The organism is Cupriavidus sp. GW822-FHT06G04 (genome assembly GCF_058799075.1).
In genome coordinates this window covers 432,029-450,016 of record NZ_JBXALD010000002.1, presented here as the reverse complement: position 1 = coordinate 450,016, position 17,988 = coordinate 432,029, and the positions used below count along the sequence as shown (strand labels likewise).

16 protein-coding genes and 1 tRNA gene are annotated in these 17,988 nt (G+C 64.8%); 11 read left to right on the top strand and 6 right to left on the bottom strand.

Annotated features, from left to right (window positions below; all coding sequences use genetic code 11):
* The first annotated feature begins 223 nt into the window (after positions 1-223).
* The 10 genes from AC1RKI_RS06080 to hutG all read left to right on the top strand — a co-directional run bounded on the left by AC1RKI_RS06080 (position 224) and on the right by hutG (position 11,217).
* Entirely contained in the window at positions 224-1,183 is a 960-nt protein-coding gene (locus AC1RKI_RS06080; protein ID WP_061952827.1) for an ABC transporter substrate-binding protein, read from the top strand.
* Between the two features lie 16 nt (positions 1,184-1,199).
* Entirely contained in the window at positions 1,200-2,072 is an 873-nt protein-coding gene (locus AC1RKI_RS06075) for an ABC transporter permease (protein ID WP_492794490.1), read from the top strand.
* Positions 2,069-2,848 carry an ABC transporter ATP-binding protein gene (locus AC1RKI_RS06070; RefSeq protein ID WP_061952822.1) on the top strand — a complete coding sequence of 260 codons (780 nt, stop codon included), beginning with the start codon at positions 2,069-2,071 and terminating at the stop codon, positions 2,846-2,848. Before AC1RKI_RS06075 ends, AC1RKI_RS06070 begins: the two co-directional genes overlap by 4 nt.
* Before the next feature lie 22 nt (positions 2,849-2,870).
* Positions 2,871-3,632 carry a histidine utilization transcriptional repressor HutC gene (gene hutC / locus AC1RKI_RS06065; RefSeq protein WP_404991767.1) on the top strand — a complete coding sequence of 254 codons (762 nt, stop codon included), beginning with the start codon at positions 2,871-2,873 and terminating at the stop codon, positions 3,630-3,632.
* A 92-nt stretch (positions 3,633-3,724) separates the two neighbouring features.
* Entirely contained in the window at positions 3,725-5,287 is a 1,563-nt protein-coding gene (gene hutH / locus AC1RKI_RS06060) for a histidine ammonia-lyase (protein WP_492794493.1), read from the top strand.
* 62 nt (positions 5,288-5,349) lie between these two features.
* Entirely contained in the window at positions 5,350-7,053 is a 1,704-nt protein-coding gene (hutU, locus tag AC1RKI_RS06055; RefSeq protein WP_227458982.1) for a urocanate hydratase, read from the top strand.
* Positions 7,053-7,637 (top strand): HutD/Ves family protein, encoded by a 585-nt coding sequence (locus AC1RKI_RS06050; protein WP_222156855.1) that lies wholly within the window; start codon positions 7,053-7,055, stop codon positions 7,635-7,637. The genes hutU and AC1RKI_RS06050 overlap by 1 nt, the downstream gene beginning before the upstream one ends.
* Positions 7,634-8,881, top strand: coding sequence for an imidazolonepropionase (gene hutI / locus AC1RKI_RS06045; protein ID WP_492794496.1), 1,248 nt, complete (start codon positions 7,634-7,636; stop codon positions 8,879-8,881). The genes AC1RKI_RS06050 and hutI overlap by 4 nt, the downstream gene beginning before the upstream one ends.
* Positions 8,878-10,350 (top strand): formimidoylglutamate deiminase, encoded by a 1,473-nt coding sequence (locus tag AC1RKI_RS06040; protein ID WP_492794498.1) that lies wholly within the window; start codon positions 8,878-8,880, stop codon positions 10,348-10,350. The genes hutI and AC1RKI_RS06040 overlap by 4 nt, the downstream gene beginning before the upstream one ends.
* Before the next feature lie 48 nt (positions 10,351-10,398).
* On the top strand, positions 10,399-11,217 hold the full coding sequence (hutG, locus tag AC1RKI_RS06035; protein WP_061952810.1) for an N-formylglutamate deformylase: 819 nt from the start codon (positions 10,399-10,401) through the stop codon (positions 11,215-11,217).
* Positions 11,218-11,312: 95 nt separating this feature from the next.
* Here hutG and AC1RKI_RS06030 read toward each other — a convergent pair whose 3' ends face one another.
* The 5 genes from AC1RKI_RS06030 to AC1RKI_RS06010 form a co-directional block, all read right to left on the bottom strand.
* Positions 11,313-12,941 (bottom strand): bifunctional aspartate transaminase/aspartate 4-decarboxylase, encoded by a 1,629-nt coding sequence (locus tag AC1RKI_RS06030; RefSeq protein WP_150979618.1) that lies wholly within the window; start codon positions 12,939-12,941, stop codon positions 11,313-11,315.
* A gap of 41 nt (positions 12,942-12,982) precedes the next feature.
* Positions 12,983-14,668: an aspartate-alanine antiporter gene (gene aspT / locus AC1RKI_RS06025; protein WP_061952808.1), complete on the bottom strand. Its 1,686-nt coding sequence runs from the start codon at positions 14,666-14,668 to the stop codon at positions 12,983-12,985.
* A gap of 84 nt (positions 14,669-14,752) precedes the next feature.
* Entirely contained in the window at positions 14,753-15,070 is a 318-nt protein-coding gene (locus AC1RKI_RS06020) for a hypothetical protein (protein ID WP_492794501.1), read from the bottom strand.
* A gap of 264 nt (positions 15,071-15,334) precedes the next feature.
* Positions 15,335-16,084, bottom strand: coding sequence for a metalloprotease LoiP (gene loiP / locus AC1RKI_RS06015; protein ID WP_061952804.1), 750 nt, complete (start codon positions 16,082-16,084; stop codon positions 15,335-15,337).
* A 351-nt stretch (positions 16,085-16,435) separates the two neighbouring features.
* Positions 16,436-16,630, bottom strand: a complete 195-nt coding sequence (locus AC1RKI_RS06010) for a hypothetical protein (protein WP_492794503.1) — start codon at positions 16,628-16,630, stop codon at positions 16,436-16,438.
* Between the two features lie 122 nt (positions 16,631-16,752).
* Between AC1RKI_RS06010 and AC1RKI_RS06005 the strand changes: the two genes are divergently transcribed.
* Positions 16,753-17,520: a ChbG/HpnK family deacetylase gene (locus tag AC1RKI_RS06005; RefSeq protein ID WP_150979621.1), complete on the top strand. Its 768-nt coding sequence runs from the start codon at positions 16,753-16,755 to the stop codon at positions 17,518-17,520.
* Between the two features lie 265 nt (positions 17,521-17,785).
* On the opposite strand, the gene AC1RKI_RS06000 is transcribed toward AC1RKI_RS06005, so the two are convergent.
* A tRNA-Leu gene (locus AC1RKI_RS06000) sits at positions 17,786-17,870 on the bottom strand.
* Positions 17,871-17,988 lie beyond the last annotated feature (118 nt).

The window sequence follows — 17,988 nt, the reverse complement described above, 5'->3', positions numbered from 1 at the left end:
GCCGCATATGCCAGATCGTGATGCGGCATAGTGCGCAGATGCACAACCATGGCGCGTTGCAGCGCCATTTGTAGGGCAGTAGCGGAACGTGTGTTCAGGTAAACCCCGGGTTTGACTTGTATATACAGGATGGTAGATTGCCGGTCAGGCAGCGCGTGCGGTTGCGCCGCCCGACCCGCAAATCCAGCCCTGCCCTTAACGACGCCCATATGGAGCCGACAGCATGAAGCTGCACCGCCGCGCCGCACCGATTGTTTCCGCCATTGCCCTTGCCATCGCCGCCGTCCCCGCCGTCCAGGCCCAGACCACCGCAGTGGCGCTCGGCATGAGCGGCTGGACCGGTTTTGCCCCGCTTACGTTGGCCGACAAGGCTGGCATCTTCAAGAAGCACGGTGTCGATGTGGACATCAAGATGATTCCGCAGAAGGACCGCCATCTGGCACTGGCTTCGGGCGCGATTCAGTGCGCGGCGACCACGGTGGAGACCCATGTGGCGTGGAACGCCAATGGCGTGCCGATCACCCAGATCGTGCAGCTCGACAAATCGTACGGGGCGGATGGGCTGGCCGTGCGCGGCGACGTCAAGACGTTTGCCGACCTCAAGGGCAAGACGATCGGCGTGGACGCGCCGGGCACCGCGCCGTTTTTCGGGCTGGCCTGGATGCTGCGCAAGAATGGCATGACGCTCAAGGACGTGAAGCTGACCACGCTGTCGCCGCAGGCCGCCGCGCAGGCGTTCGTGGCCGGGCAGAACGACGGCGCAATGACCTACGAGCCCTATCTGTCGACGGTGCGCGCCAATCCGGACAAGGGCAAGATCCTGGCCACCACGCTCGATTACCCGATGGTGACCGATACGCTGGGCTGCGCGCCCAAATGGCTCAAGGACAACCCGAAAGCGGCGCAGGCATTGGTGGACAGCTATTTTGAGGCGCTCGAAATGATCCGCAAGGAGCCGGAGAAATCCAACGAGATCATGGGCGCGGCAGTCAAGCAGACCGGCGAGCAGTTTGCCAAGTCGTCGGCTTACCTGCGCTGGCAGGACAAGGAAGCCAACCGCAAGTTCTTCGCGGGCGAGCTGGCCAGCTTCAGCAAGGAAGCGGCCGACGTGCTCAAGGACATCGGCGTGATCCGCCAGGTGCCCGACGTGACGGCGATCTATGACGCCCGATTCCTCAAGTAAGCCGGAGGGCGTCCCGATGTCTCAAGTCACCACGCCGCCAACTGCCGCGTCCGCCCACGTCCAGCATGACGTCCAGGCCGCGGCCGGCGCGCCGCGTGCGCGTCATCCGTGGCTGTCGCCGCTGGTGCCCGTGTCGCCGCGCGCCCGCTGGACGCTGGGCCTGTCGTTTTTCGTCGTGTTCTTCGCGATCTGGGCCGTCGCCACGCTCGGCGGCTTCGTGCCGCGCACGTTCCTGGCCGATCCGCTGACGATGGCCAACGAGGGTCGGCTGCTGTTCACCGAATACGGCTTCATCGGCGATATCGGCATGACGGTGTGGCGCGTGGTGGGCGGCTTCGTGCTGGCCGCCGCGCTGGCCGTGCCGCTGGGCATTTTCATGGGCGCGTACAAGGCGGCCGAAGCGTTCTTCGAGCCTTTCGTGTCGTTCTGCCGCTATCTGCCTGCGTCGGCGTTCATTCCGCTGTTGATTCTTTGGGCCGGCATTGGCGAGACGCAGAAGCTGCTGGTGATCTTCATCGGCTCGTTCTTTCAGATTGTGCTGATGGTGGCGGTGACGGTGGGCGGCGCGCGCAAGGATCTCGTCGAAGCCGCCTACACATTGGGCGCCACGCCGCGCGGCATTGTGCGGCGCGTGCTGATCCCGGGCGCCGCGCCGGAAATCGCCGAGACGCTGCGGCTGGTGCTGGGCTGGGCGTGGACCTATGTGATCGTGGCCGAGCTGATCGGCTCGTCGTCCGGCATCGGCCACATGATCACCGACAGCCAGGCCTTGCTGAACACCGGCCAGATCATCTTTGGAATCATCGTGATCGGCTGTATCGGGCTGGTGTCCGATCTCGTCTTCAAGCTGGCCAACCAGCGCCTGTTTCCGTGGAGTTCGATCAAATGAGCGCGCTGTCGATCCAGCAGGTTTCCCGCACGTTCGAAAACCCGCGCGGCGGCAGCACGCAGGCGCTGCTGCCAGTCGATTTCGATGTGCGCGACAACGATTTCGTGACGATCCTCGGACCGTCGGGCTGCGGCAAGTCGACACTGCTGCGCATCGTGGCGGGCCTCGATACGCCCAGCGGCGGCCGCGTGCTGCTCGACGGCCAGCCGGTGGCGGGCCCGGGCGCGGACCGCGGCATGGTGTTCCAGTCGTACACGCTGTTTCCGTGGCTGACGATCGAGCAGAACGTGCGCTTCGGGCTGCGCGAACGCGGCATGAGCGAAGCCGACCAGAAAGAGCGCAGCGATTTCTTCATCGCGCGCGTCGGCTTGCGCGGCTTCGAGCAGCACTATCCGAAACAGTTGTCGGGCGGCATGCAGCAGCGCACCGCGATTGCGCGTGCGCTGGCCAACGATCCCAAGATCCTGTTGCTCGACGAGCCGTTCGGTGCGCTCGACAACCAGACGCGCGTGCTGATGCAGGAGTTGCTTCTGGGCATATGGGAGGCGTCGCGCAAGACGGTATTATTCGTCACGCACGATATCGACGAAGCCATTTTCATGGCCAACCGCGTGGCGGTGTTTTCCGCGCGGCCCGGTCGGATCAAGAGCGAAATCGCGGTGAATTTCCCGCATCCGCGCCATTACACGATCAAGACATCGCCCGAGTTTTCTGCGCTGAAGGCACGGCTGACCGAAGAGATTCGCGCCGAAGCCATGGCTGCGGCCGAGCATTGACGGGGCGATGCGCAACCACGCCATGAACCAGACCGCCGCTTCGGCAACTTCCTCATCGTCCGCGCCCGCTGCGCTGTACCAGCAGGTCAAGGAATATATCGCGCGCCAGATCCAGAGCGGCGCGTGGCAACCTGGCGACCGCGTGCCGTCGGAGCAGGAATTGGTGAACCGCTTTTCGGTGTCGCGTATGACGGTCAACCGGGCGCTGCGCGAATTGTCCGAGCAGGGCAGGGTCGTGCGCGTGGCCGGCGTGGGTACGTTCGTGGCGGAACACAAACCGCAGTCGACGCTGCTTTCGGTCGTCAATCTGCAGGACGAGATCCGCATGCGCGGCCATGACTATGCGTGCGACGTGATCCTGGTCGAACGTGTCTCGGCATCGATCGAAGTGGCCGCCGCGCTGGAGCTTCGCACCGGCGAGTCGGTGTACCACTCGATCTGCATTCATCGCGAGGACGGCGTGCCGGTGCAACTGGAGGACCGCTACGTCAACCCGCGCGCCGCGCCCGATTTCATCGCCCAGGATTTTGGCGACACGCAGCCCGGCGAATACCTGCTGCGCAATGTTCCGTACGATCAGGTGGAACACGTGGTCGACGCCATCGCCGCCACGGCGGAGCAGGCCGCGCAGCTTGAGATGCCGCCGACCCAGCCGTGCCTGCTGCTGACGCGCCGTACGTGGACGCATGGCGTGCCGGTAACCTTTGTACGCTGCCTGCATCCGGGCAACCGGTATCGGCTGGGCAGCCGCTTTCGCGCCGACGGCAATCCCGCCTTTGGCTAGAACTGGTGCCTGAGGCCGGTCAAAAGCCGGCCATCGGGTTTTATTTTCGACTAACCTGTATAGACAGGCTCATACAACATCGGCAACTGAAGATGACACAAGATTCCCGCTCTCTCCTGACTCTCAATCCCGGCCACGTTTCGCTGGACGACCTGCGCCGCATCTATCGCGGGGAGGTGCGCCTGGCGATGGCGGAATCGGCATGGGCCGGGGTCAGCGCCGCGCAGGCCACGGTGCAGGACATCATCGATGCCGATGCCGTGGTCTATGGCATCAACACCGGCTTCGGCAAGTTGGCGCAGTCGCGCATCGCGCATGACAAGCTGGCCGACCTGCAGCGCAATCTGGTGCTGTCGCACAGCGTGGGCACCGGCGCAGACCTGGCGCCCGACACCGTGAGGCTGATCCTGGCCATCAAGGCGGTCAGCCTGGCGCGCGGCCATTCCGGCGTGCGTCCCGCGTTGATCGAGGCGCTGCTGGCGCTGGCCAACCATGGCGTCACGCCGTGCATCCCGGCCAAGGGTTCGGTCGGCGCATCGGGCGACCTCGCGCCGCTGGCCCATATGTCGTGCACCCTGATCGGCGTGGGCGAGGTGATGATCGACGGCCGGCGAGTGCCGGCCGCGCAAGGGCTCGCGCACGCCGGGCTCGAGCCCTTCACGCTTGGCCCCAAGGAAGGCCTGGCGCTGCTGAACGGCACGCAGGTTTCCACGGCTCTGGCGCTGGCGGGATTGTTCGCCGCCGAAGACGCATTCGCGGCCGGTCTGGTTGCCGGGGCGCTGTCGCTCGAGGCGATCAAGGGATCGGTCAAGCCGTTCGACGCGCGCATTCACGAAGCGCGCGGCCAGGCCGGCCAGATCGCCGTGGCCGGCGCGGTGCGCGCGATGCTCGACGGCAGCGGCATCGTCGATTCGCACAAGACCTGCGGTCGCGTGCAGGACCCGTATTCGATCCGCTGCCAGCCGCAGGTGATGGGCGCGTGCCTCGACAATCTGTCGCACGCGGCGCGGATCCTGCGCATCGAGGCCAACGCCGCATCCGACAATCCGCTGGTGTTCTCCGAGCAGGGCGATGTGGTGTCCGGCGGCAATTTCCACGCAGAGCCGGTGGCGTTTGCAGCCGACATCGTGGCACTGGCCATCGCCGAAATCGGCGCGATTTCCGAGCGCCGTCTGGCATTGCTGCTCGATACCGGCCTGTCCGGTTTGCCGCCGTTCCTGGTGCGCGATGGCGGCCTGAACTCGGGCTTCATGATCGCGCAGGTCACGGCCGCAGCGCTTGCTTCGGAAAACAAGGCGCTCGCGCATCCGTCCAGCGTGGACAGCCTGCCGACCTCGGCCAATCAGGAAGATCACGTTTCGATGGCCACGTATGGCGCGCGCCGGCTTGGCGAGATGGCGGCCAACACCGCGGTGATCGTCGGCATTGAGGCGATGGCCGCGGCGCAGGGCATCGAGTTCCATCGCCCGCTGCACTCATCGCCGCTGATCGAACAGGAACTCGCGCGTATCCGCAGCCGTGTGGCATTCCTCGACGCCGACCGCTATCTCGCGCCCGATATCGAAGCGATGAAGCAATGGGTGGTGCAGGGCGATGCGGGCGCGGGCTGGCCCGCCGCCGTGCGGGCCATCCTGCCGACGAACCAGAGCGTCTGAGCATCCGAACGTGTGACACGCGGCGCCGCCGCGAACCTCTTTCCAAGAAACGCGAGACCACCATGAACGCCAACGAACACCAATTCACCGACACCGCGCGCGGCCAGCGCGAAATCCGCGCGCCGCACGGCAGCCAGCTGCATTGCAAGAACTGGCTGATCGAGGCCGCATACCGCATGATCCAGAACAATCTCGATCCCGACGTGGCCGAGCGCCCGCAGGATCTGGTGGTGTACGGCGGCATCGGCAAGGCCGCGCGCAACTGGGAATGCTTTGACGCGATTCTCGATAGCCTGCGCCGGCTGGGCGAGGACGAGTCGCTGCTTGTGCAGTCGGGCAAGCCGGTGGGCGTGTTCCGCACTCATGCCGATGCGCCGCGCGTGCTGATCGCCAATTCCAATCTGGTGCCGCATTGGGCCACTTGGGACAAGTTCAACGAACTCGATCGCGCCGGGCTGATGATGTACGGGCAGATGACGGCGGGATCGTGGATCTACATCGGCACGCAGGGCATCGTGCAGGGCACGTTCGAAACTTTCGTGGAAGCTGGCAACCAGCACTACAACGGCGACCTGACCGGCAAATGGATCCTGACCGCCGGCCTCGGCGGCATGGGCGGCGCGCAGCCGCTGGCGGGCGTGCTGGCCGGCGCGTGCGTGCTGGCCATCGAATGCCAGGAATCGCGCATCGATTTCCGCATCCGCACGCGCTACCTCGACAAGAAGGCCATCACGCTGGACGAAGCGCTCGCGATGATCGCATCGGCAACCAGCAAGGGCGAGGCAATCTCCGTGGGCCTGCTGGGCAACGCGGCGGAAATCGTGCCGGAACTGGTGCGTCGCGCGCGCGCCGGCGGCATGCGCCCGGACATCGTCACCGACCAGACCTCGGCGCACGATCTGGTGAACGGCTATCTGCCCGAAGGCTGGAGCGTGCAACAGTGGGAAGACCTGCGCCAGCGCGACCCCAAGGCAGTCGAGGCCGCAGCGCGCGCTTCGATCGTCCGGCACGTGCAGGCCATGCTGGACTTCCAGAAAATGGGCGTGCCGACGCTCGACTATGGCAACAACATCCGCCAGGTGGCGTTCGACGAGGGCGTGGCCAACGCGTTCGATTTCCCCGGTTTTGTGCCGGCCTATATCCGGCCGCTGTTCTGTCGCGGCAAGGGTCCGTTCCGCTGGGTGGCGCTGTCCGGCGATCCCGAGGACATCTACAAGACCGACGCCAAGATGAAGGAGCTGTTCCCCGAGGACAAGCATCTGCACCGCTGGCTCGATATGGCGCGCGACCGCATCGCGTTCCAGGGTTTGCCGGCGCGGATCTGCTGGGTGGGGCTCGACGAACGGCATCGCGCCGGGCTGGCCTTCAACGAGATGGTGAAATCGGGCGAACTGAAGGCGCCGATCGTGATCGGGCGCGATCACCTCGATTGCGGATCCGTCGCGTCACCCAATCGTGAAACCGAAGCGATGCGCGACGGGTCCGACGCCGTGTCGGACTGGCCGCTGCTCAACGCGCTGCTGAACACCGCGGGCGGCGCCACATGGGTCAGCCTGCATCACGGCGGCGGCGTCGGCATGGGCTTTTCGCAACATGCCGGCGTGGTCATCGTCTGCGACGGCACCGATGCGGCCGCCAAACGGATCGAACGCGTGCTGTGGAACGACCCGGCCACCGGCGTGATGCGCCACGCCGATGCCGGTTATGACATCGCCATCGACTGCGCCAGGGAAAAGGGCCTGAACCTGCCGATGGTGAAGCGTTGATGGCCGTGCAGAAGTTTGCAGTCGATGCGATCGCGCCGACGCCGTGGAAGAACGGCGGTGGCGCAACGCGCGAAATCGCCGTGTGGCCGCCTGGTGCCGCAATGGAGTCGTTTGCATGGCGCATCAGCGTGGCCGATATCGCTGACGACGGGCCGTTCTCCGCATTTCCCGGCGTGGATCGCCAGATCGCATTGCTGGAAGGCGCCGGCGTGCACCTGCAGGCGCATGACGATTCGTTTTCCCATCGGCTGGTGCGCGTGGGAGAACCGTTCGCGTTTTCAGGCGATACCGCCATGCATGCCACGCTGATCGACGGGCCGACGCGCGATTTCAATGTGATGACACGCCGCGGCGTGTGCCGCGCCGACGTGCGCCTGATGCGCCAGCCGTTCTCGGTGGTGCCGAGCGAGACCACGGTGCTGGTGCTGGCGCTCGACGGCGCCTGGGAGGCCGGCCCCAGCCTGCATCTGGCCGCCGGAGAAGGCATACTGCTGCCAGCCGGCACGCCGGCCATCACGCTGTCTCACAACGGGCTTGCCGCGCTGTGCTTGCGCGTGACCCTGCATATGGAGCGGGACCGATGAAGATCAACGATGCGCTGTCGGCAGACGGCGTCTGGCATCACTGCCATCTGCTGGCGGATGCCGATCCCGCGCACGCCACGCGCGACGCCGCCATCGCGGTCGAACATGGCCGCATCGTGTGGCTGGGCGAAGCGTCTGCCTTGCCGGAGAGCCTGCGGCGCCTGCCGCGGCACGACGCGGCAGGCGCGTGGATCACACCGGGCCTGGTCGACTGCCATACGCATCTGGTCTACGGCGGCCAGCGCGCCGACGAATTCGCGATGCGCCTGGCCGGGGCCAGCTACGAGGAAATTGCGCGCGCGGGCGGCGGCATCGTGTCGACGGTGCGCGCCACGCGCGATGCAGACGAAGCCACGCTGTTCGCGCAGGCCGCGCCGCGCCTGGAAGCGCTGCTCGCCGAAGGCGTCACCGCCATCGAGATCAAGTCCGGCTATGGCCTGTCGCTCGATGCCGAACGCAAGCAGCTGCGCGTGGCGCGGCAGCTCGGCGAGGCTTACGGCGTGACGGTCCACACGACGTTCCTCGGCGCGCACGCGCTGCCGCCCGAATATGCGGGTCGCGCCGACGACTACATCGAGCTGGTCTGCAACACGATGCTGCCGGCGCTGGCCGACGAAAAACTTGTCGATGCGGTGGATGCGTTCTGCGAGGGCATTGGATTCAGCCCCGCGCAGACCGAGCGCGTCTTCGAGGCGGCGGCGCGGCACGGCTTGCCCGTCAAGCTCCATGCCGAGCAGTTGAGCAATCTGGGCGGCGCGGCGCTTGCGGCGCGACATCGCGCGCTGTCCGCCGATCATCTCGAACATCTCGACGAAGCGGGCGTGGCCGCGATGGCGCAGGCGGGCACCGTCGCGGTGTTGCTGCCAGGCGCCTATTATTTCCTGCGCGATACCCACTTGCCGCCGTTAGCACTGCTGCGCCAGTACGGCGTGCCGATCGCCATCGCCACCGATCACAATCCGGGCACGTCGCCCACTACGTCGCTGCTGCTGATGATGAACATGGCGTGCACGCTGTTCCGCATGACCGTGCCGGAAGTGCTGGCCGGCGTGACCGTCCACGCGGCGCGCGCGCTCGGCGCGGCGGATCGGCACGGACGCCTTGCGGTGGGCCGCGTGGCCGATTTCGTGCTGTGGCGCGTCGATTCGCCGGCGGAACTGGCGTATCGCTTTGGCGGCAATCCGTGCGCGGCGGTGGTGCGTCAGGGCCGGCTCCATGTTCAAGGCAAAGGTATTCAACGATGAGTGCGACGAGTGCGACGAGTGCAGGCCGATTGTTCGCCCCCTACGCGCTGCTGCCCGACGGCTGGGCGCGCGATGTGCTGCTGGCGTGGGACGCGCAGGGCGTTTTCACGTCGATCGTTCCCAACGCGACGGGCGCGGGCGCTTCGATCGGCGCTTCTATTGCCGCTCCGACGGGCACCGCGGTCGGCGCCGCGCCGCGCGCTGCCGGTCCGGTGTTGCCCGGGATGCCGAACCTGCATTCCCACGCGTTTCAACGCGGGTTTGCCGGGCTGACCGAATTCCGCAGCGTCACGGATGGCGACGATCCGGCCGGTGGCGATTCGTTCTGGAGCTGGCGCTCGCTGATGTATCGCTTCGCGCTGCGCGTGTCGCCCGATGCGCTCGAGGCGATCGCCACGCAGCTCTACATCGAGATGCTGCGCGCCGGCTACACCAGCGTGTGCGAATTCCACTACGTCCATCACGATCCCGACGGCAAGCCTTACGCCGATCGCGCCGAGATGTCGCTGCGGCTGCTGCGCGCGGCACAGACCGCCGGCATCGGCATGACGCTGTTGCCCGTGCTGTACCAGACGGCCGGATTTGGCGGCAAGCCCGCGCAGCCTGACCAGCGCCGCTTCCTGAATGACACCGAGGCGATGCTGGCGCTGCTGGAAAAGCTTGCGCCGCATTGCGCCGCCTATGGCGCGCGGCTGGGTCTGGCGCCGCATTCGCTGCGCGCCGTGCCGCACGGCAGCCTGTCGCAGGCCGTCGCCGCGCTGCACGCGATGGACGCCACGGCGCCTGTGCATATCCACATCGCCGAGCAGCAAAAGGAAGTCGATGACTGCCTGGCGGCGACCGGCGTGCGTCCGGTGCAATGGTTGCTCGATCACGCACCGGTGGACTCGCGCTGGTGCCTGGTACACGCCACGCACATGGACTGGGACGAGCGGCGGCGGCTGGCGCACAGCGGCGCGGTGGCCGGCATCTGCCCGACCACCGAGGCCAATCTTGGCGATGGCGTGTTCGAGGCCGCGCCATACCTGGCGCAGCACGGCTGGTGGGGCATCGGATCGGACAGCCACGCCAGCGTGAGCGTGGCCGAGGAATTGCGCATGTTCGAATACGGCCAGCGCCTGGGACTGCAGCGGCGCAATGTGCTGGCATCGCAGGCGCACCCGCAGGTGGCGGACCGCTTATGGCTCGATGCCGTGGCGGGCGGCGCGCGTGCGGCGGCGCGTCCCGTGGCCGGACTGTCGGTCGGGCAGCGCGCCGATTTCATCGTCCTCGATGGCCAGCAGCCGACGCTGGCCGGGCTGGACGGCGCCCACGCGCTGGCCACCTGCGTGTTTGCGAGCCACGGACATGAGACACTAGCGGAAGTCCGCACGGGCGGCACGTGCCGCGTGCAGCACGGTGTGCATCCGCAGCAAACGGATGCGGCCCGGCTGTTCGTCGAGGCGCGCGCAGGCCTGCTGGCGGACTAGGGTCCCGAACCCTCGATAGCAGTTAACAGACCGCCGCCCCAAGACAAGATGTCCTCCTTCACCACCGATATTCCCGCTTTCACCCTGCATCGCGGCACCCGCCCGCTGCTGGTGTCGATGCCGCACGTCGGCACGTATCTTCCCGCGCAACTGGCCGAGCGCCTGACGCCCGAGGCCCGCACGGTGCCCGATACCGACTGGCACATGGATCGCCTCTACGATTTCGCGCGCGATCTCGGCGCATCGATCCTGATGGCCACGCACTCGCGCTATGTGATCGACCTGAATCGTCCGCCCGACAACGCCAACCTCTATCCGGGCCAGGACACCACGGGTCTGTGCCCGATCGACACGTTCGACAAGACGCCGGTCTACGCCGACGGCGCCAACCTGCCTGACGATTCCGAAATCGCCTTGCGCCGCGGCGCGGTCTGGCATCCGTACCACAACGCGCTGCAGGACGAACTCAAGCGCCTGCGCGCGGAACACGGCACCATCGCGTTGTGGGACGCCCATTCGATCCGCTCCGTGCTGCCGCGCTTCTTCGAAGGCAAGCTGACCGATTTCAATCTCGGCTCGGCCGACGGCAAGAGCTGCGACACAGGGCTCGCCAGCGATGTGGTGGCGATCGCCCAGCGCGTGCCGAACCACACCGCGGTGCTGAACGGCCGCTTCAAGGGCGGCTATATCACGCGCCAGTACGGCAATCCGGCCGAAGGCGTACACGCGATCCAGCTGGAACTCACGCAATCGTCGTACATGGAAGAACGCCATCCGTTTGCGTACGATCCGGCCAAGGCCGCCAACGTGCAGCCGGCCATCCGCCAGATGCTGGAAACCGTGCTGACGTTCGTCGAGGCGCGCTGACGCTTTGAGCGGGCTTTCGATAGCCCCCGCCAAAAGAAAAAACCCGGCCGCGCGCGATGCCGCCACGCGCGGGCCGGGTCTTCGGATGACGCAACTTATTTCCTGGTCACGTTCTTGTCGGCCTTGTTGCCGGTGGCCGCGTTGTAGCGCTCCACATATTCCTCGAACAGTTTGCGGATCGACTTGCCGATTTTTGCGTAGTCCGATTCATTGAGATTGGCCAGCGACACGCGACCCGACGGATGGCGCGTGCCAAATCCGCGGCCGGGCAGCAGTACCACGCCGGCTTCCTCGGCCAGGCGGAATAGCAGTTCCACCGGTTCGGCCGAGGACATCACCCATTTCACGAAATCCGGACCAAGCGCCTTGCCGCCCAGTTGCTCGATGTCGAGCAGCGTGTAGTAATCGACCACGTTCGGGTCGTCGACATTGTCCGGCGCGATGCCGATCTCGTTGAACAGCGCCGCCTTGCGGCTGCGGATCAGCCGCTTCATCGCCTGCTTGTAGGCGTCGGGCGTATCCATGAGCGAGAACAGCGAGAACAGCACCATCTGCACCTGTTGGGGCGTGGAAAGCCCCGCCGTATGGTTCAGCGCCACGGTCCGGCTGTCGGCCACGATGCGGTCGATGAACTTCAGCGTGTCGGGCGTGGTGGTGATCGAGTTGTAGCGCTTGTGCAGTTGCTGGCGCTGGTCGTCCGGCAATTTGGCAAGCTTGTCGTCGAAGATGTTGTCGCGATGGGTGGCGATGACGCCAAGCCGCCAGCCCGTGGCGCCGAAGTACTTCGAGAACGAATAAACCAGAATGGTGTTGCGCGGGCAGAGCGCGAACAGCGAGACGAAGTTGTCGGCAAACGTGCCGTAGACGTCGTCGGTCAGGATGATCAGGTCCGGGCGGTCCTTGACGATCGATGCCAGATATTCCAGGCTCTCGTCGCTCATGCGTACCGACGGCGGGTTGCTGGGATTGACCAGGAAGAAGGCCTTGACGGCCGGATCGCGCAGCTTGTCGAGTTCCTTGTTCGAATACTGCCAGCGCGATTCCGGGTCGGCATCGATCGACAGTTCCACCAGCTGGTAATCGTTGAGTTCAGGGATCTCGATATAAGGGGTGAAAATCGGCATGCCCAGCGCGATCTTGTCGCCGGCCTTGAGCAGATGATTTTCCCGCATCGAGTTGAACAGGTACGTCATCGCCGCGGTACCGCCTTCCACGGCAAACAGGTCGAATTCGCCAATGAACGGATGCTTGCCGATCATCTCCTTGCGGATGTACTGGCCGACGATGATTTCGCTCAGCTTGAGCATGCGGTCGGGCACCGGGTAGTTGCACGCCAGGATGCCTTCGCACATTTCATAGAGAAAATCGGCGGCGTTCAGTCCAAGCTGATCGCGCACGTACGATACGGCGCCGGCCAGGAATTTCACGCCGGGCACGTCGCGATTCTCGCGCGCGAACAGGTCGAAGCGCTCCTCGATGCCCTCGCGGCGCGGAAAGCCGCCGACGCCCTCGGGCATGTACTGGAACGACCGTTCCGACTCGCGCATGGCAAACAGCCCGAGCTGCCAGAAGCCGTGACGCGGCACGGTGGCCAGGAAATTGGGATTGCCGCGCCCGGCGTTCAGCATCAGGCGGTTGGCGTCGCTGCTGGCCAGCTTGATCAGCTCATCCTTGAGTTCGAACGGCGAAAGGCTGGACAGCGTGGAGAGATCCGGTTTGCTCATTGCATAACTCCTTTTGGGAATGCGTCGATTGGCGGTGCGCGTCAGACCAGGCCGACCACGAGCGGGCCGAGCAGCGTCAGCAACACGTTGGCCAATGCGTAGGTGATGGCGAAGGGCACGGTCGGCACCGGGCTCTCGGCCTTGTCGAGAATGCCGCCGAAGGCGGGGTTGGCGCTGCGCGATCCGGACAACGCGCCGGCCAGCAGTGCAGCGTTGTCGTACCGCAGCACGTAGCGGCCAAACAGCATCGTCAGGAACAGCGGCAGCAGCGTGACCACCGCGCCCAGCAGGAAGATCGTCAGCCCACTCTGGCGCAAGGTGTCGACGGCCTGCAGCCCGGAGTTGATGCCGACGATGGCCACGAACGCGGCCAGCCCGAAGTCCTTGAGCAACTGGCACGCCGCGGTGGGCATCGCGCCGTACATCGGATGCTTGGAGCGCGCCCAGCCAAACACCAGCCCGGACAGCAGCGCGCCGCCGCCCGCGCCCAGCGTCAGCGGGATCGAGCCCACGCGCACCACCAGCAGGCCGATCAGCAGGCCCACCAGCACCCCGGCGCCGAAGTAGACGAAATCGGTCTTTTCGCTCGGCGTAAGCTCGTAGCCGGCGCGCTGCGCGGCACGCTTGGTGTCTTCGGGCGTGCCGTAGAACGTGATGATGTCGCCGTGCTGCAGCTTGAGATCGGGCAGGATCGGCAGCGCGTGGTCGTAGCGCTCGATGCGCTCCAGGTACACGCCGTGGCGCATCTCGCGACTGACGTTGGCGATGATCTCGGACAGCGGCTTATTGTTCATGCCCTTCAGCGTGAACACCGCGCGGCGCGTCTGCATCACCATGCCCATGCCCTCGGCGTCGGCAACTTCTTCGCCGATCACCAGCGCCGTCGGCACCATCGCGTCGCGTCGGCCGACCAGCAAGACCAGATCGCCAGTCTCCAGCACGGTGTCCTGCGCAAACTTCATGGGCTTGCCGCCGCGCTGGAGTTTCTCGACGGTGATCAGGTCTTCGCCGCCCACCTCGATGTCCTTGATGGTCTTGCCCGCAGCGCCCGTTACACGGAACAGGCGTCCCACTAGGCGCGGCAATGCGCCGGCCTGACCGGGCCCGAACTGCGGCAGGCCGCCGTGCATCGCCGCTTCCACCTTCTTGGCATCCGTCTTCAGGTCGGACCCCATGAAACGCGGCAGGATATTGACGCAGACGATGATCGCGCCAAGCGATCCGAATACGTAGGTCACCGCGTAGCCGATCGCAACGTTGGCCTGCAGCGTCTTCACCTGATCCGGCGGCAGGCCGAGCTTGGTGATGGCGTCGCCGGCCGTGCCGATGATGGCCGATTGCGTCATGCCGCCCGCAGCCAGTCCGGCGGCGATGCCCTTGTCGAGCTGGAAGATCTTGGCAAGAACCACCACCGTGACGAGCCCCGCGACGGCCATGAAGACCGCCATGGCGATTTCGCGCAGCGAGTTGCGGTTCAGCGAGTTGAAGAATTGCGGGCCGCTTTCATAGCCGACGGCATAGATGAAGACGGCAAACATCACGGCTTTCACGCCATTGTCGATCTCTACGCCAACCTGGCTGATGATGACGGCCGCTAGCAGCGACCCAGCCACGCCGCCCAGCTGGAACTTGCCGAACGTGATCTTGCCGATGGCATACCCGATGGCCAGCGACAAAAACAGCGCTGACTCCGGCGATTTCTGGAAGATCGTATGCAACCAATCCATGGAACCTCCTGTAATGCGTGACGCAGGTTTGGGGACGCATGTCGTCGGCGCTTGTGACACCGGGACACGCCGTACAACGCTTTGCTAATGGGGAGAAGGGCCCAGCGCGCGGGCCATTACGTTTGTGAACACGGTGTGCAGGGGAAACGGAACGCGGGTGACGACGCGCGTGATGAGGCGCGCGATCACGCTTTGGATGGCTGCAGAAAGCGTCGAGGCCAGCACGCCCGGGAAGAGCGGGATCGGTCGATCTCTGTCGACCCGTACGATGCTTGCCGATGTGGCGCCGATGCCGCCTGGTCGCAGCGAGTCGGCGCATATCGCATTCACGGTGTGGCCGATGGCCAATGCCGACATCGCGATCTGCGGCGGTTCGGCAAGCAAGGCGGAAGCGATTTCCATGACGCGGCGAGGGCCTCCCTTGGATCACGGCAAGCCAGGCGGTGGGACCCGCAGGCGTGAGGCATTATCCGTGGGCGGTGCGCGTGCGCGTATTGAAAGCTTTTGATCGCGTATTAAACGCAATCAAGAAAACTGCTATGTCTGGAAGTATTTTTACAGAGTAATGACAAGGCCTCGCGCATGCAGACTGTTCGTCGCAACAGTGATGCGCTGGCGATCGACGGGCGCCCGCTGCCTATGGCCGCGAGCGCCGCAGTGCAGAACTTATTTTCCGCTGTTGAGCCGGTCCTGGATGTGCTGGGCGCGTGCCGCCGAGGCCGGGTGCGAACTGAGCAGGCTGGACTGCCCGCCGTCCAGCTTGGCCAATTTCTGGAACGCCGTGACCAGCGCCTGACGGTTGGCGTTGTTCTTGGTCAGCAGGTCAAACGAGTAGTCGTCGGCCTGGCTTTCCTGGCGCTGCGAAAACTGCGCGTTGACAAACGTTTCGCCCAGTTCACCGATTTGCGACGACGACAGCGCAGTCAGCGTGGCGTTGCCGGTGGAGCCGAGCAGTCCGCGCGCCGCTGCCGTGGTGTAAGCCACCTGCATGGCGGCCTTGGTGTGGCCCAGTGCGACGTGGCCGATTTCGTGACCGAGCACGCCGCGCACTTCATCGTCGGTCATCAGATCCATCAATCCGCTATAGACACGCACGCAGCCATTGGCCATGGCCCATGCGTTCACGTCCTTGGTCATGTAGACCTTGGCGTCGAGCGGCAGCCCGGTGTTCTTCAGCCCGCTCATGATGTTGGTCAGGCGCTTCGCATACGTGCTGTCGGCGGTGGCCAGCGTGTTTTTCTTGTCCATCTCCGCGCACGACTGGTCGGACAATTGCTTGACGTTGGTGTCGCTGAGCGTGGCGGCTGAAAACAGACTGCCGCCGGCTTGCGTCAGGCTATCCATGTTGGCGCCGGCGCAGCCAGCAAGCATTGCAGCGCAGCCGATGGCTGCGGCGGTAGCGAGTTTGCGCTTCATCGTCGATTCCCTGGTAATGACTTGGTGTTATGGTCGCGGCGCCCTATAGCCCCCATGCGGGAGACACCGCAGCGAGGAAGGATAAGCAAGGCGAAATCCGATTGCCAGCGGTGCGCGTCTGACATGGACGCCGCGCATCCATTTGCGCGAATTCAGATTCGTCTTATTGAGCGGTGTGGGTAGCTGCGGCGAAATAGCGGCATGCCACCAAAAAACAGATCGCACCCGATGTGGATCCCCAACCGTTCCCGAGCCCGCTATGTGCGCAAACGCTCAAATCGAGCGTGCTGCGAGGCGTTTCAAACTGTCAGCTGTGCGTAATCTGAGGAAAAAGCAGATGTGGTCGCATTGTCAAAATTGGCGAACCGCTTCAAATGTCACGGCATGTGCGCTGCCAGCACCGGACTGTCGTACAACGCGCGACAGCGCACATAAGCAAAGCGTGGGTGCAGGCACGATACGGGCTAAAGCGTTGTGAATGTATTGTAAAAAAAACAATAACGTCGTTGCACGGGAACGGGGATGGCCTGCGATCAGCGCGGCCATGGTCATCTAGTGTGATTTAAGCTCCATTTCCTGTCAGTTCGGCGACTCAGTCAGCATCGCGGCGGCAAAAAGCCCTCGCGGCGTTGCTCAAACCAAAAAACAGGGGAAGCGGAGATTCAGCCATGCGCAGTCTGATCATCAATGCCGACGACTTTGGTCTCGATTACGAAACCTGTGCCACGACGATAGATTGCTTCGAGGCCGGGTTACTGACCAGTGCAACGATCATGGTGGGCTGCGAGGCGTCGAAGCAGGCCTACGACTACGCCCGGCAGAATCGCAAGCGTTTTTCCTTCGGTCTGCATTTCAATATCGTCGACGGATTCGAGCCGCTTGCTGGCAAGGACACCTCGTTGTGCGACGAGCCAGGCGCGTTCCGGGAAAGCGACGCGCAGCGCTACGCGGCCATGGCCGGTTTGCTGGCCAATACCGAAATCCGGCGCGAATTTCGCCTGCAGCTCGAAGAGTTGCGGGACAACCATGTGGAAGTTACACATGTGGACAGCCACGGCCACCTGCACAAATTTCCCTCGATCATCTATTCGTTACGCCAGGAAATGCGCCGCGCCGGCATCACGTGGGTGCGTCGTCCGCAAAACGTCTTCCTTCGGCCAAACGCCCCGCGACGCATCATCAACAATGTCTTCGCCATCCCTTTCTGGGGCTTGATGCGTACCGACTATTACTGCGCCGTCGACGGCGGCGACGAAACGTGGGCGCAGCGCCTGCCGGACGCGCTGCCGGATGGCTTGACCGAAGTCTCGGTCCATCCGGGCCGCGCGGAGCCATGGCGGCGCATCGAAGCCGAACCGCTGCTGCATCCCGATGAATTGGGAACTGCACTCACCTCGGCCGGCGTTGCGCTGACGCGCTATCGGGCCCACGTCTAGTCAGCCGGCGCGCCAGCCGTCAACGCTTGCATGGCAAAAGCCAGCGCGCGGCAAGGTAACGCCGGCACATGCGTGAACGGACCGTCAACAGCGGATAGGGAAACAGCAGGAGCGGGGAGCAGCGGGGTGCGAATCGGGGGAAATAACTGCGTGGCGCGCAGCCAAGCCGAAGCAGAAAGCGGACGGGGAAAAGCGAAAGGGGGCGAAGGGTAAAACGGATAAAGCGGGGAGGGCGGAAAAGCGAGGAAAAGCGAGGAAAAGCGGATGGTGCCCGGGGTCGGACTCGAACCGACACGCCTTGCGGCGGGGGATTTTGAGTCCCCTGCGTCTACCTGTTTCACCACCCGGGCATGGGTGTCGCGATGTTCCGGAACGGGCAACGCGCTGCGATGAAACGCGGATTATGCCGCAAATCCGCACTGCGGACAACTGGCCGGCGCGCCGCCGGGCGTGTGCTCTGCGGTGTCC